This is a genomic window from Thermoanaerobaculia bacterium (genome assembly GCA_018057705.1).
Classification (GTDB): domain Bacteria; phylum Acidobacteriota; class Thermoanaerobaculia; order Multivoradales; family JAGPDF01; genus JAGPDF01.
This window is the reverse complement of record JAGPDF010000075.1, coordinates 1-22,753: the sequence shown is the minus strand read 5'-3', so window position 1 is coordinate 22,753 and position 22,753 is coordinate 1. Positions and strand designations below refer to the sequence as shown.

Sequence of the window (22,753 nt, the reverse complement as noted above, 5' to 3'; positions counted from 1 at the left end):
GGCGAGGTTGGCACGAACAGTGGTGTAGGTGATGGCATCCATATCTGGGCTCCCGGACTGTACGTAATACTGTACATACAGGGGCGGCAGGTGTCCAGGGGGACGGCCTTCAGCTCTTCGCCGGGAATGCCTCTGCGACCTGTTTCTTGATCTCCTTGAAGTTCTCCTGCAGATACTGCTCCTCTGCCGGGGTCAGGATCGTGAACGGCACCCGCACGACGCTCGCGGCGAACTTCACGTTGAGCCAATGCTGCCCGAGCGCGATGCCGCCCGGCAGGTGGAAGTAGATCCGGCCGATGCAGCCGCGGCGGGTGGTGAGCTCGACCTGGTCGAAGACCATCGCGGGGGAGTCCACGTCGGCGAAGAAGGGGATGCGGCAGAGCTCGCTCGCGAAGGTCGGAAAGTACAGGATCGAAGGGTTCTCGCGGGTGGCGCGCCACTGCAGCGCCTCGGTGCCGGCGGCCCGTTGATCGTTCACCGCCGCCATGGGGAGGGTCTTGCCGTCCGGCGTCTCGAGCGAGATCGCGTCGCGCGTGAGGGAGTAGGCTGGGGTCTTGCCGAGCTGCGTCATTCCGACCTCGAGCAGCATCCACTCGCCGCCGATCGCGCGGTTGGCGGACATGAATCCGAGCACGACGAAGCCCTCGTCGTTGTAGGCGACGCGTAGGAACTTGCCCTTCAGGGTGATGACCTCCGGCACCCCGGGGTCGGGCATCTCGACGGTGGACGGGCTCGGAGCCTGAGCAACGGCCGGAGCGGCCGGCGCGAGCGCCGCCGCAAGGAACAGGAGGCCAGCGAGGAGGAACGACGGTCGGCGCGGGATCAGCATGGGCAACTCCTCCGTGGGACTCCGCGAAAGGCCGGCCCGCGGAGGGAATCAGGCTTCCCGGGCCGCAAGGCCCGTTCCCGCCTCCTTGCGGCGGTCTCCCTTCCTGCGGGGCCGCCGCAGGAAGGGGTCCGACCTGTCGGGGTGACGGGTGTCACCTTGCGCCGTCCTCCGAGTGAGACCGTAGAGCCGCCCCCGGCGGGCGAGCCTCAGTTCTTCGGCTGGAACGCCTCTTCGACCTGCTTCTGGATGTCCTTGAGGTTCTTGCCGACGAACTTCTCCTCGTCCTTGGTGAGGATCTTGAAGGGCACGCGGACGAGGCTGTTCTGGAACTTCACGTTCAGCCAGTGCTGTCCGTAGGCGATGCCTTCGGGGACGTTGAAGTAGATCCGGCCGAGGCAGGCGCGGACGGGGGAGAGCTCGACCTCGTCGAACGGCATCCCGGGCGAGTCCAGATCGGCGAAGAACGCGAGGCGGCACGGCTGGTTGGCCCGCGACGGGAAGTAGTCGATCGAGTCGCGCTGCATCTTCGCCCGCTCCTGGAGACCCTGAGTGCCGCCGGCGCGCTGCTCGCTGACCGTCGCAAGGGGAATCGTCTTGCCGTCGGGCGTCTCGAGCGAAAGCGCGTCGCGGGTCAGCTTGTAGTTGGGCGTGTCGCCGAGTAGCGTGACGCCGATCTCGAGCAGCATCCACTTGCCGCCGATCGAGCGGTTGGCGGGCTGGTAGCCGAGGATGACGTAGCCCTCGTTGTTGTAGGCGGCGCGGACGAATTTGCCCTCCAGGGTGAAGATCTCCGGTACGCCGGGCTGGGGCATCTTCAGCTCGGGGGCGGCCTGGGCCTGTGATACGGCAGGGGCGATCAGGGCGCACAGGCAGAGCGATGCGGCGAGGATCATCTTCCGTCGGTTCTTCTTTGTCATGGTGCCTCCTCAGAAAGTCGGCATGAGTGGACGTTCGCCGTCGAGCGGCGTGGTCTCCAGTCGCAATGCCTCCAGAGTAGGGGCATCACCGAGAGCACTCATCTTATGCGCCTTTCAAGAGATGGGCATCCGAAAAATTCCTTGGACCAAGGTCCGGGATGGTCGCCGGTATCGGGCGTGCGCTCTCGTGCCCCCGTCAGCGCTCGTCCTGCGCGAGGCCCGACTCGATCGCGGCTCGCACCCGCTCGATGAGCTCCGCGGTGTCGGGCACAGCGCTCGGCACGATCGCCTCATGGAAGCGCACGCGAACGGTGCCGGGGCGCGGGAAGAGGCAGGCCTTGGGCAGGATCCGGTTCGAGCCCGTGATCGAGACCGGCAGAATCGGCAGGTCGAGCTGGCGGGCGATGGCGAAGCCCCCCTTCTTGAACGGCAGCAGGCGGCCGTCGTCGCTCCTCGTCCCCTCGGGGAACAGGAGAACGGAGACACCGCCGGTGAGGTGGCTCTTGGCGGCGTCGAGGCTGGCGATGGCGCGGGCGGAGTTCCCGCGGTCGACGAAGATGTGGCCGATCGCAGCGCACCCCCAGCCGAGAAAGGGGACCTTGCGCAGCTCCTCCTTCATCACCCAGCGGAACTCGCGGCCGAGGAAGCCGTAGAGCGCCAGGATGTCGTAGGCGCCCTGGTGGTTGGAGAGCATGACGTAGGACTGGTTCGGCGCGAGGTGCTCGCGGCCTTCGACCCGCACCCGGACCCAACTCCCCCAGGTGAGGCTCCGCGCCCAGAAAACGCCGGCATGAAAGCCGAGATGCTTGCTGATCAGGGAAAGGGTGACCGCGAGCGTGCCGAAGAGCGCTGTGCTCACGAGAATCAGCGGATAGGTGACGAGCAGCGTCCACGGCAGCAGGAGCCAACGCAGCGGATCGCTCCAGGCGCGCACCTCCGGAGATGCGGAGCGAGCCGGGCGGTCGGCGATCACCTGGGGATCTCCGCGAGGAGCTCTTCGGCGGTGAGCACCCGCATGCCGCGACGCAGGAGAGAGATGAAGTGGCGCCGGTTGCCGGTGACGAGGAGTTGGGCGCCCGCCGCTGCCGCGACCGCGCCGATCTCGGCGTCGTAGATCCGCCCTCCGGCGATGGCGTCCGTCGCCGCCTCGGCGAAGAACAGCGCGCGCCGCTCGGGCGGCAGGTCGTGGACGACGAAGTGGGGGAGGATCTCCTCGCCGATCAGCCGATGGGCATCGGAGGGGGTGAGGCGATACTCCTCAGGGAGGCGAGTCGCGACGGAGAAGAGCTCGAGGCAACAATGCCAGGCGGTCTGGGGCCGCTCGATCTCTTTTCGGGCCACCCGGTCCAGAAGCGCGATGGGAGCGACCGAGCTTTCGCCGAAATCGATCAGGCCGGCGAGGAGCACGCTGGTATCGAAGAAAACCGTTCCGTTCGACACGCTTTCTCCGATCGTGATCGGCGAAAGTCGCGCTTCTGTCATGGCCACCGGTCGCGCTCTTCGTCGATCCACGCCGCCGGGTCGATCTTCGGCAGCACAGCTTTGGGCGACGTCGGTTGCGCGAGCCAGCGCCCGCGCACGCGGCGCAGCGCCGGCGGCGAGACGCGCCGCACCAGCTTCACCCCGAACTCGTCGACCAGCACGTCCAGTTGCGTCCCGGGCTCGAATCCCGCCCGCTCTCGCACGGCCGCCGGAATGACCACGCGGCCTGCCTTGTCGATGGTGGTGATCATGGGGTAGAGAATACCACTCGGATGCCATTTCCGACCCAGGCAGGTACGTGCGCTGCCCTGTCGGCCGCCGACGCCGATCGCGGACCCCAACTGTCAAGCGTCTCTATTGCAATGCTTTGCGCGAGGAATAGGCTGGCACCTTCCTGCTGCACCTTCCTGCTGCACCTTCCTGCTGGCACCTTCCTGCAGCAGAAGGATACCGCCCTGCGGCCATGCTGAGAATCGAAGGAAATCGCCTGGCACCCTCCCTGGCAGGAGATCGCCTGGCACCTTCACTGGCGTTGACGACTTCGAAGGCGTCGCCCCGAGCGAGGCCTGGAGCGCCGTCCTTCCGTAGCGGAACTGCCGCTTCCGGTCGAGCCTGGGCGGCTCGACCGGGCGATTGTCGGGGTGCTGCGGGGGTCAGCGGATGTCGAAGCTGCGGTTCATCGCGGAGCGTCCGTCGATGAAGACCTCGAGCTTGTAGTTGCCGGCCGGGAAGCCGTCGGGCTTGGAGATGTGGAACTCCGTCAGGTTGGAGCCGGTGCCGGAGATCGTCTGCGTGTCATCACTCACCACCTGGCCGTCCTGGTAGGTCCACAGGGCGCGAATCGGTGTCGAGGCCGAGCTGCCGGAGGTCGCCACGGAGGCGTAGAGGGTGTCGCCCGGAGCGAAAGTCCCGACGTCGGTGGTCACCGACTTGTCGGCGTTCACCGCCTTGCCCAGACGCAGCTCGCGGAACTCGAGTCCGGCCGGAGCCGGGGCCGGCGCGGGGGCCGGCGTCGAATAGGTGGTCGTCTCGGGCGCGGGCCTCGGCGCCGCGGTCTCTTTCTTCTTGCAGGCGACGGTTCCGCCGAAAGCAGCGACCAGCAACACAGCGGCGAAGGTTCCGGCGACCGTAGGGGCGGCGATTCTCTTCGTTGTCATGCCTGGCTCCTGGAATGAGATGGGACGCTCCGGGTGCGGCTTTCCACCCGGCAACACGATGATTCGTCAGACCGGCGGCAGTAGCAGCGTCTGCCCCGGGTGAATGAGATCGGGGCTCTTGCCGATGACTTCGAGGTTGGCCTGGTGGATGCGCGGCCAGAGATTGGCGTCCCCGTAGTGACGCTTGGCGATCTTCGACAGGCTGTCGCCGCTGCGGACGACGTAGGTCGTCGCGCCGGGGGCATCGCTCACGGGTGCGGTCGAAGAGGCGCCGCTCCGCACGTTCGAGAAGTCCGGCTTCGGACCGGACGTCCCCGGCGTGCCTGTTGCTCTCGGAGCCTCGCCCGTGGACGAAGCGCCCGACTTCACGTTCGCGAAGCCGGGCTTCCCGGTCGGAGCGTCCTTTTTGAAAAACGACATGGCAGTTTCCTCCTGCGGGGGAGGTAGCAAGCCGGGTGCCATGGCGGCGCGACGGCTCGCCCGCCGAATCTGCGAGCGCCTCGGCACGATCTGGAGGCGTCGGTCGGGCTCGATTGCAGAATTGTCCCGGCAAGGTGCGCTGGTAGCGAACCGGGACTAGCCGGACTCGCCCCCCCGCGCGGTTCCGCTCGCCACTTCGATCGCCTCTTCGCCCCCCTCACCGTCCGTGCGCGCGGTCGCAGGCGGGGGGGCGCCGAGGCGAGGTTCCGTCGGCACCGTCTCCTCGCCCAGCTCCAGATTCGCCGTGACTTCGATGCCGACGAGGATCAGCCACCAGGCGATCTGGAGGGAGAGCATGAAGAAGAAAGCGATCGCGAAAGAGCCGTAGACGACGCGCGAGGCGGCGCTGAAGAGGCCGACGTAGGCACGGAAGCCGAACTGCAGGCCGTGGAGGGCCAGCGCAGCGACGGCGGCGCCGGCGAGGGCGTTGCGCACTTTGACCTTGCGGTTCGGCACCCACCAGAAGAGCAGCGTGAGGCCGAGCAAGGTGAGGAGCGGCGGCAGCCAGAGGGCGAGCATCGATCGGCGCAGGTAGCCGGAGAAGGCCGGATTCTCCGCCAGGTGAAGGAGCAGTGCCACCAACCCGGCGATCGCCAGCGGTCCCCAGACCACGACCAGCGAGAACGAGAAGAGGCGGTGCAGGATCCGCCCCTTGCGGCGTTCGACGCGGAAGATCTTGTCGATCGCTCCTTCGATCGTGAGGAACGTCGCGCCGCAGGTCACCAGGAAGCCGAGTATGGCGAGTCCGGAGAGCGCCTCGGCCTGCGCGACGAACGAGTCGATCGCGGTGACGAGCGTCTGCTCCGAGTACGGCAGGAGCTGGGTCAACACCCTGAGCGTGCGGCCCTCGTCCTGCTGGACGGCGCGCGCCACGAAGCGCGAGATCACCGCCAGCAGCGGCACCGCCGAAAGGACGCTCGAGAAGGCGAGCGCCGAGGCGACGAGGCCGAGGCGGTCGCCGTGCGCCTTGCGCAGCGCCCGCCGGAGAAAGGCGACCACGCGCTGCGCCCGGGTCGCGCCCTGCTGCACTGCATTCGCCAGAGGGGCGAACGGCGCGAGCGGGGCCTTCTTCACCAATCGGCCTTCGTCCCCGCGAGCGGCAGCTCCGGACGCGGCCAGCCGAGCTCGTGGATCGCGGCGGCGAGGGCCTTTCTCGCCGGATCTTCGCCGTGGTTGAGGAAGACGCGCCGCGGCCTGCCGGGCAACGCCCGGCACCAACGCAGGAGCTCGTCGCAATCGGCGTGCGCCGAGAGCCCCTGCATTTGCACGATCTCTGCCGCCACCGGAACGCGGCGGCCGTGGATCGAGATCGTCTGCGCGCCGTCGAGCAGTGCCCGGCCGCGCGTGCCCGCCGCCTGGTAGCCGACGAAGACCACCGAGCTCTTCGCATCCGGCAGCCGGCGGCCGAGGTGGTGGACGACGCGACCGCCGGTCGCCATACCGCTCGCGGCGACGATCACGGCGGGCTCGCGGCGCTCGTTGAGCGCCTTCGACTCTTCGACCGTATGACAGCGGCGAAAGCGGTCGACGGCGAGCGGGTTGGCGTCGGCCCGGATCAGCGCCTGCGTCTCGGCGTCGAACTCCGGGGCCGCCTGACGATAGATCTCGGTGGCGCGGATCGCCATCGGACTGTCGAGGAAGACGGCATCGGGATCGACCGCGCCGGCGAGCGCGAGCTCCGAGAGATGGAAGAGGAGGTCCTGGGTGCGGCCGAGAGCGAAGGCCGGGATCACCACGCAACCGCCGCGATCGAAGGTCCTGCGAATGATCTCGGCGAGGTGCGGCCGAGGATCCTCGTCGGGATGGTCGCGGTCGCCGTAGGTCGATTCGAGCACCAGCGCGTCGGGCGCCGCGCCCGGCGGCTCCGGATCCTGCAGGATCGGCGCGCCGTAGCGCCCGACGTCGCCGGAAAAGAGCCAGCGCTGGCGGCCGCCGAGGGCGCTCTTCGCGGCGATCTCCACCGAGCCGGCGCCCAGGAGATGCCCGGCGCGGACGTAGCGGAGGGTGACGCCGGGAGCGATCTCGTGCTCGTCGCCGAACTTGACCGGCTCGAGGAGCCGCAACGCCTGCTGGGCGTCACGGCGCGTGAAGAGTGGACGGGGGTCGGCGTGCCGGCTGTAGCCCTTCTTCTTCGCGAAGCGGGCCTCTTCCTCCTGCAACTCCCCGGCGTCCTCGAGCACCAGCCCGGCGAGCGGGCGGGTCGGGCGCGTGCAGTAGACCGGCCCGCCGTAGCCCTGCGCGACGAGTCGGGGCAGGAGGCCGGTGTGGTCGAGGTGGGCGTGGGTGAGCACCACCGCGTCGATGTCCTGCGGCCGGAACGGGAAGGGGTTCCAGTTGCGCTGCTCGAGCTCCTCGTCGCCCTGGAAGAGGCCGCAGTCGACGAGCAGGCGGGCGACACCGAGCTCGAGCAGTGTGCAGCTGCCGGTGACCGTGCCACACGCTCCGACGAACTTGACTTGGCCCATGGCTCCTCCAGGAAGCCTCGAGTGTAGCAGCGGCGATATCGCGCCGCCGCCCGCGATCGCCCTTCCCACCCGCGGCTCCCGCGACCCGCGGTTTTCCTCGATTGGCCGCGGGCTCCGGAGGGGTTATCATGCGGACGGAACCCGGGCCCGGGTCGACGCGCCTCGGCAGACACGGTGGGCTCGCGAGGAGGAAGAGATGGCCGACAACAAAGTTGTGGATCGTGCGCGACAGGTGCTCTCCGACGCCGTCGAAGGCACTCGGGACGTGATCGACGATGGCATCGACGAGGCGCGCGATCGCTTCGAAGGCGCGGCCGAGGATCTCGAGCGCAATGCCCGCCGGGCGCAGCGCGAGGTCCGGCGACGCGCCCAGCGTCTCGGCTCGGCGGCGCGCGAGAAGTACGACGCGGCGGCCGAGGGCGTGCGCGCCGGCTACCAGCGCGTGCGTCACGACGCCGCGCAGGTGACCGACAACGTCAACGTCTACGTGCGCGAGAATCCGGGCAAGTCGATCCTCATCGCGGCCGGTGTCGGGTTCGTCATCGGCCTGCTGGTACGTGGCGGCCGCCGCCGCGACGACTAGGGAAGCCGATGGCTCCTCCCTCGGCACGCGCCGACAGGGCCTCGCGGTTTCATTCGTCGGGTAGCGAGAGGGGTCACTCCTCGCCCGCCGCCGACTACGCCGCCGCCCAGCCCGCCTACGATGACGATTTCGACGATTTCGACGATCCGGACGACCTCCTGGACCGCGATCTCCTGCGTCATCGGCGCGTCTTCGCGGACGACGACGGCCCCGACGGCCTCTCGTCGCTCGCCGACGACCTGATCGACGACCTGGTTCCTCCGGAGGTCGACTGGCGCAAGGTCGTGCGGCGCCACCCGCTGCCGACGCTCCTCCTCGCCGGTCTCGGCGGCTACCTGCTCGGCCGCAGTCAGGGCCGCACGCTCCTCTCCGCCCTCTCGGCCCTCGCCGTCGCCCGCGTCGAAGCGGAGGTCCTCACCCGCATCGAAGACGACCTCGGCTGAGGCCCCGGGCGAAGGCCCCCCTCCGATGTCCGTCGCACAGCTCGAAACCGGCTTCACACTCGACCGGCTCTATCGGTGGATGGAGGGGCTCATGGACGGCTCCAAGCGGCCGACGCTCGCACTCCTGGCGCGGATCCTCGCCGACGAGAAGGTGGCCTACGCCGTGATCGGCGGGGTCGCCTTGCAGGTGCACCGACATGAGCCGCGTACGACGATCGACATCGACCTCGCGCTCGTCGACCGCGCGGACTGGCCCGCGACCGCCCTCGAGGCCGCCGGGTTCCGGCGCACCGGGACTTTCGAACATTCCGAGAATTGGGTGTCGACCGATGGCACGCCGGTGCAGATCACCGACGACCCCGTTCTGGCGGACGGCGTCGCCCGCGCCGGAGTCATCGAGATCGACGGCCTCCCGCTGCCGATTCTCGCCCCCATCGATCTGCTGCGTGCCAAACTGCGCGCCGCGCAGGATCCCGCGCGCCGCCGCTCGAAGCGCCTGCAGGATTTAGCCGACGCCCAGGGGCTGGTCGAAGATCGCCCGGAGCTCCTGCCCGCGCTCGAGCCGGCCGAACGGATCGTGCTCGAACAGTTGTCCCCGTAGCCGCAGCCGGCAGGCGTCTTCAAGGGGCGAAGCGTTCTAGCATCCGCCGCCGACGGTCGCGCTCCACGCACAGGTGTCGCCGGCCTCGAAACCGCCGGCGAAGATTCGGGGCATGGCCAGCTGCCAAACGCTGCCGCCGTTGAACCCCACATACAGCGTCTCCCCCGTGGGGTCGAGCGCCAGAGCCTGAGCGTAGAGGATCAGGTGGGGCAGTCCCGTATTGATGGCCGTCCAGAATTCGCCGGAGTTCGTGGACTGGAAGACGCCAGCGTACGTAGTTCCGGCGTAGAGCGTGGAGGGGTTGGTCGGATCTATCGCCAGGGCCATGACGTAGAGGCTCCCCAGGGGCAGTCCGATGCCGGAGTAGAGCCAGCTGCCGCCGGCGTCGGTGGACTTGACGACCCCTTCGCTGATTCCGGCATAGAGCGTCGCCGGAGTCGCGGGATCGATCGCCAGGGTCGTGACGGTGTGACCGGCCAGTCCTTCATTGGCTGGGACCCAGTGGGCGCCGGCGTCGGTGGACTTGAAGAGCCCCATGTCGACGGTTGAGGCATAGAGCGTGGATGGCGCGACGGGATCGATCGCCAGGGCGTTGACGAAGAGGCTGAATAAGCCCGTGTTCGCCTGGACCCAGGTGCCGGCGGCGTCGGTCGACTTGAAGAGCCCGCCGTCTTGCGTCCCGGCATAGAGCGTCGAGGGCGCCATCGGATCGATCGCCAGCGCATGGATCCACGAGCTGGTCAGCCCCGTGTTCGCGGCCTGCCATGTGGCGCCGGAATCGGCGGACTTCCAGACCCCGCCGGTAGTCCCGACGTACAGGGTGGTCGGTGTCACTGGATCGATCGCCAGTTCCAGGAGAGTCAGATCGGTCGGCAGGCCCGAGCTGGAGGTTCCCCAGGTGGCGCCGGAATCGGTGGACTTCCACATCTCGCCACGATCGCTCCCGGCGTAGGCGGTCGTGGGGGTTGCCGGATCGACCGCGAGAGTGTGGATGCGGAGATTCGTCATTCCCGTGCTGGTCCCTGTCCAGGCGCCGCCGGCGTTCGTGGACGCGAAGACCCCTTGGGTCGTCGCGGTGTAGAGAGTCGCGGTGGCCGACGGATCGATCGCCACGGCCCAGGCGCTCTGGCTCTCGATTCCCGTGTTGGCGGAGACCCAGGTGCCGCCGCCGTCGATCGACTTGTAGACCCCACTGGCGAGGGTCCCCGCATAGAGCGTTGCGGTCGTCGCGGGATCGATCGCAAAAGCCGTGACGCTCGCGGGTAGCCCCGCATCGGCTGGGACCCAGGTGGCGCCGGCGTCGATGGACTTCCATGCTCTGCCGTTCGTCCCGACATACAGGGTCGCGGGGGTGGTGGGATCGATCGCCACGGCAGCGATGACCGGATCGGCGAGCCCGGTGTTGGCGGCGACCCAGTTGCCGCCGGAGTCGGTGGATTTCCACATTCCCGAGTTGCGCGTCCCCGCGTAGACCGTCGAGGTCGTCACGGGATCGATGGCGAGATCGGTAATGAAGAGGTCGGTCAGTCCCGTGCTCGCCTCGGCCCAGGTCGCGCCGGAATCGATCGACTTCCAGACGCCGCCGCCCCGCAGCCCCGCGTAGAGCGTGCCGGGGGTCGTCGGATTCACGGCCAGGCGATGGACCCGCGAGAAGGGCGGCAAGCCGGTGCCGGACCACACCCAGGCGCCGCCGGAATTGGTGGACTTGAAGATCCCGTTGTCATAGGCCGCCACGTAGAGCGTCGACGGGGTGATCGGATCGATCGCCAGGTCCCGCGTGTCCAGAATGCCGAACCCCGTGTTGATCGGCGCCCAGGTGCTGCCGGAATCGACGGACTTGAAGATCCCGCCGTGGTTGGTCGCGACATAGAGCGTGCTGGATGTCGATGGGTCGATCCGGAGCTGCCGGACCGGTCCCCCGTAGGGCCCGCCGCTCGTCCAGACTGCCGCGAGCGCGGCGCCGGGAAGGGAGCCCAAGACGACGACCAGCGCCGTGCGGATCGCAGCTGCGGTGCATCGAGTCCAGGTAGAAGTCCGTCGCATTGATTCTCCTCGTCGCCCAGCCATCTCGGGCGGTCGATCCTCGGCTCTCACTCGCCCAGGAGGGCTTCGACAGAGAGTCCGATGTCCCCGGCGATCTGGCGAAGCAATGTCGGCGAGATATCGCGCCCGGGATGAAATGGCACGGTCGTTCCGCGACCGTCGGCATGGCGAAACTGGCGATGGGACCCGCGTTGTCGAACTTCTGCAAATCCCAAATTCCCGAGAAGTGCCACAACTTCGCGTGGCTTCAGGACCGGCAGCTTGCTCAAAGTTCAGGCCACTTCGATGGTCTGGGTGCCGACGAATTCGCTCTCGAGGCGAGGGCCGCCCTCTTCGAGGAGCATCGAGACGACCTCCTGCAGGTTGGCGCGGAGCTCGTCCAGCGTCTCGCCCTGACTGTGCGCGCCCGCGAAGCCCGGGACCCAACCGACGTAGAGCCCCGTGTCGGAGTCGCGTTCGATGACCGCTGTGAAGTGCTTCATTCTGTGGCCTCGCTTTCGCTGCAGAATACCAAAACCCCGCGCCTCCGCTGCAGGGAGACGACTCCGCCACTTCACCGCGCACTGTTCCACAACCCGCTTGTGCCTGTCTCTTCTCTCGTGAGCGAGAGAACGGCGGGTCCGGTGCGGCGGGTACTCCTGGCGGAATTGGATGTGCAGTTGCGGGCGGGGCTCGCGGCGGCGCTCCGGTCGGCGCGGCTCGAAGTGGTGGAGGTCGCGAACGGGTTCGCGGCCTTCCGCAGATACATGCAGCTGCAAGGCGAGGTCGACCTCGTCGTGGCGCCGCGCTTCATGCGCGAGTACGACGGGCTGGCGCTGGCGCGCGGTCTCGCGACGCTGGCGCCGGCGATGCCGGTGCTGCTCACCGGCTGCGGCGCCGAGTGCGCCCGGTCGGCCTCGCAGAATGTGCGGGTGATGCGGGGGGAGGTGGCGGGGGCTGAGCTTCTGGCGGAGGCGCGACTCGCGCTCGGGGGGGCGTAGCTTCCGTTCTGTGGTGCTCGAATCCCGCCCGCCGCGAGCCGCCACGCCTGCGTGGTGGACCGGTCCATTTCTTTGTTGTTTTTCCTTTTCTGGAAGCCTCTGCTTTTCCTTTCTTTTCCGGCCGCGATGGCTCCATAGGCTAGAGTTCGCGGCTGGGGTTCCCACTGCGCAACGTTCTGCATATTTCCGACATCCATTTCGGGCCGAAGCATCTGCCGGAGGTCTCGGCGGGGGTGCTGGAGCTCGCGGCGGTGCGGCGGCCGGACCTGGTGATCCTCTCGGGCGATCTGACGATCCGTGCCAAGCCGCGGCAGTTCCGCGAGGCGCGCGCCTTCGTGGACGAGCTGGCGCGGATCGCGCCGGTCGTCGCCGTGCCGGGCAACCACGACGTGCCGCTCTATCGGGTCTGGGAACGGCTGCTCTCGCCGTTCGGCGCCTGGCGGCGGCACTTCGACCGCGAGCTCGAACCGGTCTTCCGGGACGACGAGCTCCTGGTCGCCGGCGTCAACACGGCGCAGGCGTTCGCTCTCAAAGGCGGCAGAATCCGCCGCCGGCGGCTCGCCGAGGTCGATGCCCTGCTCGCAGCGGCGCCCGCGGCGCTCTTTCGCATCGTCGTCGCGCATCATCACCTGGTCCGTCCGCCCGGAGTCGAATGCGAGCACCCGGCCTGGCGGGCCGGCGAGGCGATCGCGCGTTGGGGGAGAGAGCGGGTCGATCTGGTGCTCTCAGGGCACCTCCACCAGACGCTCGAGCTCCGCCCGCTGGGCGAAGACGGATTCCTCGCCCTGCATACCGGGACGACCGCCTCGAGCCGCGGGCGCGGGCCCGAAATCGGCCGCAACAGCCTGCACTGGATCGAGATCGGGCACGGCAGTTTCCGCGTCGAGCGGCATTTCTGGGCAGGAGCTTCCGGCCGCTTCGAGGCGGAGGCGGATCAGCGCTTCCGCCGTCGTCCTCCGCGCTGAGCCGGGCGGTCGCCCCCGCCCGCCGGGAATCCGCCGATCGGGTCGGGAGGGCGCTATCATGGAGGGGCAAGAGGAGGCGGCCGCAGGTGGGCCGAGAGCCATGGACAACTGGGAAATCGTCGAAACCGTCGGTACCGAAGAGGATGCGTCGCTGGTCGCCGGATTCCTCGAGGCCGAAGGAATCGCGTCGCAGATCGAGTCGCTCCTTTTCCATCAGGAGCCCGCGACCTTCGGCAAGCTCGGTGAGGTGCGCATCCTCGTGCATGCGGACGACCTCGGGCGCGCCCGCCAGCTGATCGCGGAGCGCGAGAGCGGCGCTGTCTCGGGGTCGATGCCGGGCGATGTCCCGGGAGATGTCAGGCGTTGAGTCCGATCGTCGAAGGCGGGCGGCTGGGCCGCTACCAGATCCTGCGCATGCTCGGCGCGGGCGCGATGGGGGAGGTCTTCCTCGCCGAGGACCCCCAGATCGGCCGTCGTGTCGCCATCAAGACGGTCAAGATCGAGGCCGGCCGCCCGAATGAGATGGAGGAGCGCAAGCGCCGTCTCGAGCGCGAGTCCCGCGCCGCCGGCAAGCTCCTGCACCCCAACATCGTGGCGCTGTTCGACGTCGGCGAAGACGCCGGTGTCCTCTATCTCGCCTTCGAGTGCGTCGAGGGTAGCGACCTTGCGCAGCGCCTCGAGGTCGATCCCCCGGTCACTCTGCGGGAGGCGATCGCTTTCGTCCGTCAGGCCGCCGAGGGGCTCGACTACGCGCACCGCCAGGGTGTGGTGCATCGCGACATCAAGCCCTCGAACCTGCTCATCTCCGCCGCTACCGGCACGGTCAAGGTCAGCGATTTCGGTATCGCCAAGCTCAAGGACCAGACCTCCGACCTGACGATGACCGGCTCGGTCGTCGGCTCGCCGCACTACCTGTCGCCCGAGCAGATCCGCGGCGACGAGCTCGACGGCCGGAGCGACATCTTCTCGCTCGGTGTCCTCCTCTACGAGGTGCTCTCGCGCCGGCGTCCGTTCCAGGGCGAGACGCTGACGACCCTGGTCTATCAGATCCTCCATCGCGATCCGCCGTCGATCGTGGTCGACCGCCCGGAGCTCGGCACGCGCCTCGAAGGGGTTCTGCAGCGGATGCTGCAGAAGGACCGCGACGAGCGCTACAAGACCGCCGGCGAGGTGGCGCGCGATCTCGCGATCTGCGAGCAGGAGATTCCGGCCTCGATTCTCGACAGCCCGGCGGCGAAAGATGCCGGCGCGCCGACCGACTCCACCCGCCGGATGTCGACATCGGAGCGCGCGGTGGATGCCGTCACGGCACACTCCGCCGCGCCGCCGGCGCCGCCGCGGGCTGCTGGTTCTGCGATGCCGTCGTCGTTCACCCAGGCGCCGACCGAAATGCTGGCCTCTCATCCACCGGTACCGCCGCGGCCGCTCGTCGGTTCCGCTGCCGGCGCCACCGGTGGCAGCTCGCGCACGGGGCTCTGGGTCGCCGGCGGAGCGGTGGCGCTGCTCGTGCTGGCGCTCGTGGTGGGGGGTCTCGCGACGCGCCGATGGATCGCCGCGAAGCAGGCCGGGAAGGCGGAGACGAAGGTTGCCGCCACGACCGACCCATCGGGAACGAAGCCCGGCGAAGCCGCGCCGGGGAGCCCTGCGGACTCCTCGGACGCGAGGTCGGCGACCAACGCACCGGCGAGCGATCCTGGCGCGATGTCGAAGGTCGCGGATGCTGGCGAGCGCTTCGTGCAGACCCCGCCCGCGGTGCCAGAACCGAAGCCGGCGCCGCCGGTTCAGACGCCTGCCCAGGAAGCCCAGAGCGAGCCGGCGAGGCCGAAGCCGGCCCCCGTGCCGCCGCCGGTCGTAGCGCCGGCCGTTGCCGAATCGGAACCGGCGCCGGAGGAGGCCTCGGAAGAGGTGAACGAACCGGTCGTCGACCGTCCCGGGGTCGACCCGCGGATCGACCGCATGATGGTCACCGGAATGGCGCTCTCGTTCGTCGTCGAACCGCCGGAGGCGATCGTGAAGATCGACGGTCGGGTGATCGGCCAGGCCGGCACCTGGAACGCCAAGAAGCGGGATGGCCGCGCCTACGACCTCCCGGAGAGCGGCGATCACCTCGTGCGGATCCTCCACGAGGGCCGGACGATGACGATCCGGGTCTCGGCCTCGCCCGAGGCGCCGTCGCCGACGCTGGTCTCGGTCGACCTGCGGCCACCCTCCGCCAAGGGCAAGAAGCGCCGCCTGGGCGAGCGCCCCTGAGTTCCCGGATCCGGCCTTTCGTCCGAACGGCCCGTCCAGGAGTCGCTTCGCAGTCCGCTTCGCCGTGGGTACACGCGGTGCGCGGTTTCGCGGGCTCCGGGCGCGTCGAGCAGTGGCGTCTCGCGAGCGGTCTCGATGTCTGTCTGATCGCCAATCGCCAGGCTCCGATCGTGACCACGGTGCTGCTCTACCGGGTCGGCGGACGCGACGAGGCCGCCGGCGAGAGCGGCAGTGCGCACTTTCTCGAGCACATGATGTTCAAGGGCTCGGCGCGCTACGGCCCGGGCGAGATCGATCGCCGGACCCAGGCACTGGGCGGCAACAACAACGCCTTCACCAGCCACGATCTCACCGCCTACTACTTCTCCTTCTCGGCCGATCGCTGGCACGAGGCGCTCGCCATCGAACGCGACCGGATGACCGCGCTCTCCCTCGACGCGGCAGAGGTGGCGAGCGAGCGCCAGGTGATCCTCGAAGAGCTCGCGATGTACCGCGACGAGCCCTGGGACGCGCTCGAGCTCGCGGTGCAGGCGGAGCTCTTCCCGGGCCACCCCTACGGGACGCCGGTGCTCGGTACCGAGGCCGACCTCGCGGGCATCGACCGCGAGAGTCTCGCCGCATTCCACGACCGGTTCTATCGCCCCGCGAACGCCCTGCTCGTCGTGGCCGGAGACCTCGGCCCGGAGAGCTCGGCCAGGGTCGAGGAGGCGTTCGGGGATCTGCCGCCGGCGGCGATGGCGCGCCCGGAGGTCGCCGGCGCTCCGGCGCTCGGCGGCGCGCGCCGGCTCGAGCGGCGGCACGGCGAGGTCGCGCGGCTCCTGCTCGCGCTGCCGGCTCCTGCGCCCGAGCACCCCGATCATGCGGGCCTCCGCCTGCTGGCGACGATCCTGGGGGGCGGCCGCACCAGCCGCCTGCATCGCGCCTTCGTGGATGTCGGGCAGCTCTGCCTCGCCGCGACGAGCGGGCTCGCCGAGGCCGAAGTCGCCGCGCACCTCGCCTGTTCCTTCGAGCTTCTCCCGGGCGGCGACGCCGCGGAGGTCGAGCGCCGGCTCGAGGGCGAGCTCGCCCTCCTGCGCGATCGCCTCATCGGCGACGTCGAGCTCGAACGCGGCAAGCAGATTCTCCTCGCCGATTGGGTGTTTCAGCAGGAGCGCATCCATCAGCAGGCGATCACCGCGGCGCTGGCGCTCGCGCACGGCGATCTCCTTCAGCCGGAGAAGCTCGTCCGCCGGGCGCTCGAATGCGACGCCGACGAGCTGCAGCGCCTGGCGCGGCGCTACCTCGACCCGCAGGCCGGATCGGTACTCGGCCTCTCCCTGCCGGAGGACGAATGAAGGCCCGTCTGCGCCGCACCGAGGGCGCGCCGGTCGTCGCCGTGCGACTCCTTCTCGTGGGCGGCGCGCGCTGCGAGAGGGTCCCCGGACAGGCGCTGCTCACCGGCAGGCTTCTCACCGAGGGCACGCGCCGGCGCTCCTGGGACGAGATCGCCGCCGAGGCCGAGGGCCGCGGCATGATCCTCTCGAGCTTCGGCGGGTACGAGACCCACGGCCTCGCGCTCGACGCCCTGGCGGTGGACTGGCAGCTGGCACTCGAATGGGTCGCCGAGCTCGCCTTCGAGTCGGTCTTTCCCGAGGACCGGCTGCGCTGGCTGGCACGTCAGGCGGCAGCCGAGCTCGAGGCTCAGGCCGATCAGGCCGACCTCATGACCGCGCGGGCTTTCGCCGAACAGGTCTATGCGCCCCATCCGCGTGGCCGGCCGCTGCAGGGCGACCCGGCGAGCCTCGCTCGTCTCGGCCAAGAGCACTGCCGCGAGTTCCACGCCGCGGCATTGAACTGGGGCGCCCATCTCTCCGTGGCCGGGGAGATCGACGAGGCGCAGGTCGAAGCGCGGGTCGGCGAGCTCTTCGGCGATGTGGCGGTGGGCGGGCAGGCGGGTGGGAGCGACGCGCGCCCGGTGCCGGCGAGCCCCTCCGCGACGCCGGTGGCGCGGCGCGAAATCGGGACGCATGCCCAGGATCAGGCGCACCTGTTTCTCGGCTCGCGAACCGTGGCGCGGGCGCATCCCGACTATCCGGCTCTCGAGGTCGCGGCCGTGCTGCTCGGCACCGGTTCGGGTCTCACCGGGAGGATTCCGCAGCGGATCCGCGAGCGCGAAGGCCTGGCTTACTCCGCGACCGCCGATACCGTTGCCGGCGCGGGGATCGACGAAGGCCGCCTGGTCTGTTACGTCGGTACCGCGCCCGAAACGCTCGATCAGGCCGAGGCGTCGGTGCGTGACGAGCTGGCGCGCTTCCTCGCCGAACCGATCCCGGCCGAGGAGCTCGAGAGCGCCCGCTCCTATCTGCTCGGCAGAGAGCCGTTCCGGCGCGAGACGGCCCGGCAGTGGGCCGACCTCCTGGCGGTGGCGGCGCTCCTCGACCTGCCGCTCGACGATCCGGATTGGCACGCCGGCAAGATCGCGGCGCTCACGGCGGAAGAGGTGGCAGCAGCGGCGCGCCGCTGGATCGATCCCGAACGCCTGCTCGTTACGCGTGGTCTGCCGACATCTCGGGAGTCCGCTCGCCGGACATGATCCGCCAGCCGATGACCTTCTCGTCGATCTCGCGGAGGCGTTTGGCGACCAGCCGGCAGAGCAGCTTCAGGAAGTCGAGCGAGGCCTGCGGATCGAGGACGAGCATCTCCTGGATGGTCGCCTGGTCGAGCGCCAGCACGGTCAGCGCTCCGCCGTGCGCGCGCGCGTCGGCCGAGCGCGGGTCGCCGTCGATGAGCGACATCTCGCCGAAGAAGTCGCCGCGCTCGAGAATGGCGAGCGCCTCCTCGCCGGCTCCCGGGATGTACTTGCTGATCAACACCTTGCCTTCGAGCACGACGTACATCTCGTGGCCGTCGTCGCCCTCGGCGAAGAGCGCGCCGCCGGGCTCGAAACGAAGCTCCTTCGAGAAGGTCGCGAGGGTCGTGAGCTCCTTGCTCGACAGTCCCTGCTCCTGGAAGAGGCGCACCTTGTCGTCGGGCGGCACTTCGACCGTTCCCCCGGCGTCGCGGCCGCGCCGCAGCCGGAGGAAGTTCTCCGGCTGCTTGTCGGCGGAGAAGAAGGTCTTCAACTGGTCGTTCGTCGAGCGCAGCTTCCCGGCGAGCGAGTGCCAGAGGCCCCAGTAGAGCTGGACACCGAACTCCGACCAGCTGCCCGAAAGCGCCTCGAGCTCGGCGCCGTCGAAGATCAGCAGCCGGCAGGCTTTGAGCGCCACGGCGTCGCCGGTGCGCACGCCGCGGGTGAGAAAGTTCACCTCGCCGAACATCGAACCCGCCTGCAGGAGGGCGAGAGGGTAGGTGCCGTAGGGCGTCGGGCGCTGGATGCTGATCTCGCCCTCCTCGAGCAGGAAGATGTCGACGCCCTCGCTGTTGTTCGCAAAGAGGCGCGCTCCGGCTTCGTAGCTTCTCTCCTCCACGGCGGCCGAGAGCTTGAAGATCTGCTCGTCGGTGAAGTGCGACCAGGCGGCGAGCTTGCGCAGGCGCGCGGCGATCTTCAACCGGCCGCCGTCGTCGGGCGGGGCAACCAGCGCCGCGAGCGCCAGGCTCTCCCAGGTCTCCTCGCTGCGGAAGCGCTCACGCCGCCACTCCAGCCGGTCGAACGCAGTGTGGAGTTGCTCCTCGCGCTCGCGGAAGAGCGCCACGACCTGCTTGCTCTGCCAGTTGAGCAGGTGCTTCAGGGTCCGGATGCGCCGGCGCAGCCGGATGGCGCGCTCCTCGTCCACCGAGGGCAGGAGGAGAAAAGCGTCGATCGTAGCGGCGAGGGCCTCGGAGAACTGCTTGCGCTCGTACTCGATCTGGCCGAGGAGCTCCGCGGCCTCGCGGTCGAACGGGTTGTAGCGCAACGCACGCTGGAGGAGCTCCGCGGCGCTGTCGTAATCCTGAAGGCGGAAATGGATGCGCGCCGCGAGCTTGAAGTTCGCCGGGCTCAAGGGATCCTTGAGACGGGCGATGTGCAGACACTCGAGCGCCCGGAACTCCTCGCCCTTCTCGGCATAGAGCCAGGCGAGGCCGACGAAGTGGGAGGCGTCGATGCCGTTGCGGCGCATCTCCTCGCGGGCCGTCTCCACCGGGTCTTTCGCGGCGATCCTGCCCTGGGCCTTCTGCAGGCGGCGGACGCGCGCCAGCGCCAATCGGGTGCCGAGGTTGCGCGGCTCGAGGCGCAGAGCTACCCCGAAGAGCTCTGCCGCCTCATCGAAGAGCCTGCGCTCTGCGAATCGGCGCGCGAGCGCCACGAGTTCCTTGACATCGGGCGGTTCAGAGACGGACATCGCTTGTCACCGGCCGCTAGAAGCGCGACAATGCAAAAAGTCTAACATGGGCCCGAAAGGGCACTCGAACGGAAAGGGTGGAAATCGGGATGGCGAGCCGCATCGATCCGCCACATGGGCCTGTCGGCGAGGCCGGGACGCCCCGCGCCACTGCCGAGGTCGCTGTCGAGATCTGCCGCTCCGGCGACTGGGCCCGCGGCATGTCGATCCTCGCCGACCTGGTGAAGGACCGTGGGGTCAGCGACGAGATTCCCGGGATTGCCTACTCGTTCCTCGGCTACGGTATCGCGCGCTACCAGAAGCAGGTGAAGGAGGGGCTGCGCCTCTGCCAGCATGCGGTCAAGAGCAGCTTCTACAGCCCGGAGTGTCACTTGAACCTCGCCCGCGTCCAGATCCTGGCCAAGAACAGGAAGGGCGCCGTCCACGCGATCGCCCAGGGACTCGCGCTCGATCCGCGCAACGCGGCGCTGCGCGCCCTGCACGCCGAGATCGGGGTCCGCAAGCGGCCCGTGGTCGGTTTCCTGTCCCGCGACAACCCCGTCAACCGCACGCTCGGCAAGCTCCGCCGGCAGATGAAGACGGAAGATTCCTAGCGCCCGTTGCCCCGTCTCGGGGCGCCGGACGTTGTATCCTTCCAGACATGCTGCCGGGCCTGCCGCGCTCCTTCGACCGTCCGTTGCGGATCGCCATCGTCGGCGCCGGGCCGGCCGGTTTCTACACCGCCGCGGCGCTCCTCGCGCAGGCCGGTCCTGCCTCCGCAAGCGAACCGCGAGACCGCCTCCAGATCGACCTGATCGATCGCCTCCCGACGCCCTACGGCCTGGTGCGTTTCGGCGTGGCGCCGGATCACCCGAAGATCAAGGAGGTCGTGCGGGTGTTCGAGCGCGTGGCACTCGATCCGCGAGTGCGTTTCCTGGGGGGTGTCGAGCTCGGCAGGGACCTTGCTGTCGCCGACCTCACGGCGCACTACGACCAGGTCGTCTTCTCGGTGGGCGGCCAGAGCGACCGCCGCCTCGGCGTACCGGGCGAGGATCTCGCCGGCAGCCATTCGTCGACGGCGCTCGTCGCCTGGTACAGCGCCCATCCCGACTTCCTCGATCTGCCGGTGGACCTCGCGGTCGAGGCGGCCGCGGTCGTCGGCGCCGGCAACGTCGCGGTCGACGTGGCGCGGATCCTGGGGCGCAATCCGGAAGATCTGGCGTCCACCGATATCTGCGACGACGCGCTGGCGTGCCTCAGGCAGAGCCGCATCCGCGACGTCCACTTCATCATCCGTCGCGGTCCGGCGCAGGCCAAGTGGTCGCCCCCGGAGCTCAAGGAGCTCGCCCACCTCCAGGGTGTCGACGTCGTCGTCGACCGCCGGGAGCTCGAGCTCGATCCGGGCAGCGAGCAGGAGCTGCTGGAGGATCCCCAGGCGCAGAAGAACATGGAGATCCTGCGCGCTCTCGCCGAACGCGAATCGACCGGCGCGCCGCGCCGGATCCATCTGCGCTTCCGGGTCTCGCCGGTGGCGATCGCAGGCGAGGACGGGCGGGTCACCGGCCTCGGCCTCGAGCGCAACCGGCTGGTGGGCGCAGCCGGAGACGTTCGCGCCGAAGGCACCGGCGAACGCTTCACCCTGCCGGTCGGCCTCGTCGTGCGGGCGGTCGGCTACCGCTCTCTGCCGCTCGCCGGAGTGCCGTTCGACGACCGGCGCGCGATCATCCCCAACGACCGCGGCCGGGTGCTCGACGGCCCCGCGGGGAGCCCCTTGCCGGGCCTCTACGCCGCAGGCTGGGTCAAGCGCGGCCCGACCGGGCTCATCGGCAGCAACAAGCCCGACGGCACCGAGACCGCCACGATGATGATCGAGGATCTGCCGGCCTTGGTGGCGGCACCGAAGCCCCCGATCGACGAGCTGCTCGCCGCCCGCGAGCTGCACCCGGTCGACTTCGCCGGCTGGAAACGCCTCGACCAGCTCGAAGTCGAACGCGGCCGCGCCGCCGGCCGCCCGCGCGTCAAGTTCGCCCGCATCGAAGAGATGCGCGCCGCGCTCGCCACCGAACCCGTCCTCTAGAGAACTTCAGCCAAGACGACCCGCCCTGGGTCGCGCCAGAATCCCCACCCTCACCGTCGGTGTGCGGTGGTCGCCCTAGACCGTGTCGAGCACTGCATTGCTCCCATGTCGAGAGGAATTGGAGGATCAGCTCCCCGCCAGAAACGAATCGACGGGTCCGAGGCGTCGCCGATGAGTGAGACCGAAGCCAGATTCCGCGGAAGCTCGCGCGAGTGGCGAATCGTAGCGGGGCAGGTTCACACCTTGGCGCTCCGCGTCGCGAGAAACCGCTCGCTCGCCGAAGACCTGGCCCAGGAGGTCCTCAAGTGCCTCGTGCAGAAGGGTGCCGAAGTGGTGGATGTCATCTCCTGGGCCCGAACCGCACTGGTTCGCCTCCATTCCAAGGTCGTTCGCCGGCAGGCGAGAACCGAGCCGATCAAGGAAAGGACGACTCCTTCTGTCGGGGCAACGGGGGAGGTTCGAGTCCAGCTCCAACAGGCGCTTGCACTCGTTCCCGAACGCGACCGCGCCCTGCTGACCTGGTCGTCGGCAGGCTTGGCGCACCGGGAGATCGCCGAACGGTTGGGGTGCCGGGCAAGCGATGTCGGAACGATGCTGGCGCGCGCGCAGGAGCGTGCGAGGAGGCGGTTTTCCGCCCAATCTCAGGAGGAAACGCAGAAAGTTTCCTCTCGCTGTCAGAAAACCCATGTCTCGCGGCTCTTAGATAGTTGAGGGGCGCACTCCGGCTTCCACCGGGTGAGATGGCGCCCCGGGAGAGCCACGATGCGACAGCCCCCGATTCCCTTCTCTCGGCAGGCTCATCCTCTGGGCGGTTTCGTTCCCCTCCTCGCTGTCCTCTCCCTTCTTTCGCTCTCGCAGCCCCTGGCCGCCCAGCACTGCTCGGTCTTCGCTGGCGGTCCGGTCACCAACTACGGCGATTCGGCAGTGCTCCATCCGAAGAACGCCAACTGCGCCTGTACGATGGGGTGCGCGGTCGGCCTGCGCTGTTTCAAGGGGGAGTTCGGGGGTGTGGAGTACGAAGTCTCGCCTCCGGGATGCGACCCCAACCTGGGTAGCTGTACGGTGAAGGCCAAGCTCCCGATGGTGTTTCAGGGGAACTCCCAGAGCCTCAGCACACCGGGCAGAGGCCCGCGCATTGATGTGCGAGAGGCCGGCGTGATCAAGTCGACCTGCGGCGCCTCTGGCCTGAACGACATCATCTCGG

Annotated in this window: 26 protein-coding genes; 13 read left to right on the top strand and 13 right to left on the bottom strand. The window is 69.1% G+C overall.

Annotated elements, in window-relative coordinates:
- Positions 1-109 precede the first annotated feature (109 nt).
- The 9 genes from KBI44_17715 to KBI44_17675 form a co-directional block, all read right to left on the bottom strand.
- Positions 110-829, bottom strand: coding sequence for a hypothetical protein (locus tag KBI44_17715; GenBank protein ID MBP9146320.1), 720 nt, complete (start codon positions 827-829; stop codon positions 110-112).
- Between the two features lie 206 nt (positions 830-1,035).
- Entirely contained in the window at positions 1,036-1,746 is a 711-nt protein-coding gene (locus KBI44_17710; protein ID MBP9146319.1) for a hypothetical protein, read from the bottom strand.
- Positions 1,747-1,942: 196 nt separating this feature from the next.
- A complete protein-coding gene (locus KBI44_17705) occupies positions 1,943-2,719 on the bottom strand; it encodes a 1-acyl-sn-glycerol-3-phosphate acyltransferase (GenBank protein MBP9146318.1) in 777 nt (258 codons plus the stop codon).
- Positions 2,716-3,186, bottom strand: a complete 471-nt coding sequence (locus tag KBI44_17700) for a hypothetical protein (protein ID MBP9146317.1) — start codon at positions 3,184-3,186, stop codon at positions 2,716-2,718. Before KBI44_17700 ends, KBI44_17705 begins: the two co-directional genes overlap by 4 nt.
- 38 nt (positions 3,187-3,224) lie before the next feature.
- Positions 3,225-3,479, bottom strand: coding sequence for a hypothetical protein (locus KBI44_17695; protein MBP9146316.1), 255 nt, complete (start codon positions 3,477-3,479; stop codon positions 3,225-3,227).
- A 402-nt stretch (positions 3,480-3,881) separates the two neighbouring features.
- Entirely contained in the window at positions 3,882-4,385 is a 504-nt protein-coding gene (locus tag KBI44_17690; GenBank protein MBP9146315.1) for a hypothetical protein, read from the bottom strand.
- 66 nt (positions 4,386-4,451) lie between these two features.
- Positions 4,452-4,805 (bottom strand): LysM peptidoglycan-binding domain-containing protein, encoded by a 354-nt coding sequence (locus KBI44_17685; GenBank protein MBP9146314.1) that lies wholly within the window; start codon positions 4,803-4,805, stop codon positions 4,452-4,454.
- A gap of 156 nt (positions 4,806-4,961) precedes the next feature.
- Positions 4,962-5,939: a YihY/virulence factor BrkB family protein gene (locus tag KBI44_17680; protein MBP9146313.1), complete on the bottom strand. Its 978-nt coding sequence runs from the start codon at positions 5,937-5,939 to the stop codon at positions 4,962-4,964.
- On the bottom strand, positions 5,936-7,330 hold the full coding sequence (locus KBI44_17675) for an MBL fold metallo-hydrolase (protein MBP9146312.1): 1,395 nt from the start codon (positions 7,328-7,330) through the stop codon (positions 5,936-5,938). Before KBI44_17675 ends, KBI44_17680 begins: the two co-directional genes overlap by 4 nt.
- Before the next feature lie 196 nt (positions 7,331-7,526).
- Between KBI44_17675 and KBI44_17670 the strand changes: the two genes are divergently transcribed.
- The 3 genes from KBI44_17670 to KBI44_17660 are packed head-to-tail and all read left to right on the top strand — an operon-like array spanning position 7,527 to position 8,957.
- Positions 7,527-7,913 (top strand): DUF883 family protein, encoded by a 387-nt coding sequence (locus KBI44_17670; GenBank protein MBP9146311.1) that lies wholly within the window; start codon positions 7,527-7,529, stop codon positions 7,911-7,913.
- An 8-nt stretch (positions 7,914-7,921) separates the two neighbouring features.
- Complete coding sequence (locus KBI44_17665) at positions 7,922-8,356, top strand: hypothetical protein (protein ID MBP9146310.1); 435 nt, start codon at positions 7,922-7,924, stop codon at positions 8,354-8,356.
- Between the two features lie 25 nt (positions 8,357-8,381).
- Positions 8,382-8,957 carry a hypothetical protein gene (locus KBI44_17660; protein ID MBP9146309.1) on the top strand — a complete coding sequence of 192 codons (576 nt, stop codon included), beginning with the start codon at positions 8,382-8,384 and terminating at the stop codon, positions 8,955-8,957.
- A gap of 36 nt (positions 8,958-8,993) precedes the next feature.
- Here KBI44_17660 and KBI44_17655 read toward each other — a convergent pair whose 3' ends face one another.
- From KBI44_17655 to KBI44_17645, 3 genes are read right to left on the bottom strand one after another with little or no spacing between them, the layout of a single operon-like run.
- Positions 8,994-11,000, bottom strand: coding sequence for a hypothetical protein (locus KBI44_17655; GenBank protein ID MBP9146308.1), 2,007 nt, complete (start codon positions 10,998-11,000; stop codon positions 8,994-8,996).
- 47 nt (positions 11,001-11,047) lie between these two features.
- Complete coding sequence (locus KBI44_17650) at positions 11,048-11,269, bottom strand: type II toxin-antitoxin system HicA family toxin (protein MBP9146307.1); 222 nt, start codon at positions 11,267-11,269, stop codon at positions 11,048-11,050.
- Between the two features lie 3 nt (positions 11,270-11,272).
- Complete coding sequence (locus KBI44_17645) at positions 11,273-11,482, bottom strand: type II toxin-antitoxin system HicB family antitoxin (protein MBP9146306.1); 210 nt, start codon at positions 11,480-11,482, stop codon at positions 11,273-11,275.
- 117 nt (positions 11,483-11,599) lie between these two features.
- Between KBI44_17645 and KBI44_17640 the strand changes: the two genes are divergently transcribed.
- The 6 genes from KBI44_17640 (at position 11,600) to KBI44_17615 (ending at position 17,767) form a co-directional block, all read left to right on the top strand.
- Positions 11,600-11,980 carry a hypothetical protein gene (locus KBI44_17640; GenBank protein MBP9146305.1) on the top strand — a complete coding sequence of 127 codons (381 nt, stop codon included), beginning with the start codon at positions 11,600-11,602 and terminating at the stop codon, positions 11,978-11,980.
- 152 nt (positions 11,981-12,132) lie between these two features.
- Entirely contained in the window at positions 12,133-12,945 is an 813-nt protein-coding gene (locus KBI44_17635) for a metallophosphoesterase (GenBank protein ID MBP9146304.1), read from the top strand.
- A gap of 100 nt (positions 12,946-13,045) precedes the next feature.
- Entirely contained in the window at positions 13,046-13,312 is a 267-nt protein-coding gene (locus KBI44_17630; protein ID MBP9146303.1) for a DUF2007 domain-containing protein, read from the top strand.
- Positions 13,309-15,195, top strand: coding sequence for a serine/threonine protein kinase (locus KBI44_17625; GenBank protein ID MBP9146302.1), 1,887 nt, complete (start codon positions 13,309-13,311; stop codon positions 15,193-15,195). Before KBI44_17630 ends, KBI44_17625 begins: the two co-directional genes overlap by 4 nt.
- Positions 15,196-15,272: 77 nt before the next feature.
- Complete coding sequence (locus KBI44_17620) at positions 15,273-16,529, top strand: insulinase family protein (protein MBP9146301.1); 1,257 nt, start codon at positions 15,273-15,275, stop codon at positions 16,527-16,529.
- A complete protein-coding gene (locus KBI44_17615; GenBank protein MBP9146300.1) occupies positions 16,526-17,767 on the top strand; it encodes an insulinase family protein in 1,242 nt (413 codons plus the stop codon). The genes KBI44_17620 and KBI44_17615 overlap by 4 nt, the downstream gene beginning before the upstream one ends.
- On the opposite strand, the gene KBI44_17610 is transcribed toward KBI44_17615, so the two are convergent.
- A complete protein-coding gene (locus KBI44_17610; protein MBP9146299.1) occupies positions 17,721-19,493 on the bottom strand; it encodes a cyclic nucleotide-binding domain-containing protein in 1,773 nt (590 codons plus the stop codon). The two genes, KBI44_17615 and KBI44_17610, sit on opposite strands and share 47 nt — an antisense overlap.
- 89 nt (positions 19,494-19,582) lie before the next feature.
- On the opposite strand from KBI44_17610, the gene KBI44_17605 reads away from it, so the two are divergent.
- The 4 genes from KBI44_17605 to KBI44_17590 form a co-directional block, all read left to right on the top strand.
- Positions 19,583-20,086, top strand: a complete 504-nt coding sequence (locus tag KBI44_17605; protein ID MBP9146298.1) for a tetratricopeptide repeat protein — start codon at positions 19,583-19,585, stop codon at positions 20,084-20,086.
- Positions 20,087-20,133: 47 nt separating this feature from the next.
- Positions 20,134-21,549: an FAD-dependent oxidoreductase gene (locus KBI44_17600; GenBank protein MBP9146297.1), complete on the top strand. Its 1,416-nt coding sequence runs from the start codon at positions 20,134-20,136 to the stop codon at positions 21,547-21,549.
- A gap of 171 nt (positions 21,550-21,720) precedes the next feature.
- Complete coding sequence (locus KBI44_17595; protein ID MBP9146296.1) at positions 21,721-22,260, top strand: hypothetical protein; 540 nt, start codon at positions 21,721-21,723, stop codon at positions 22,258-22,260.
- Between the two features lie 51 nt (positions 22,261-22,311).
- Positions 22,312-22,753 (top strand): hypothetical protein (locus tag KBI44_17590; GenBank protein ID MBP9146295.1); only part of this gene is annotated, 442 nt, incomplete at its 3' end.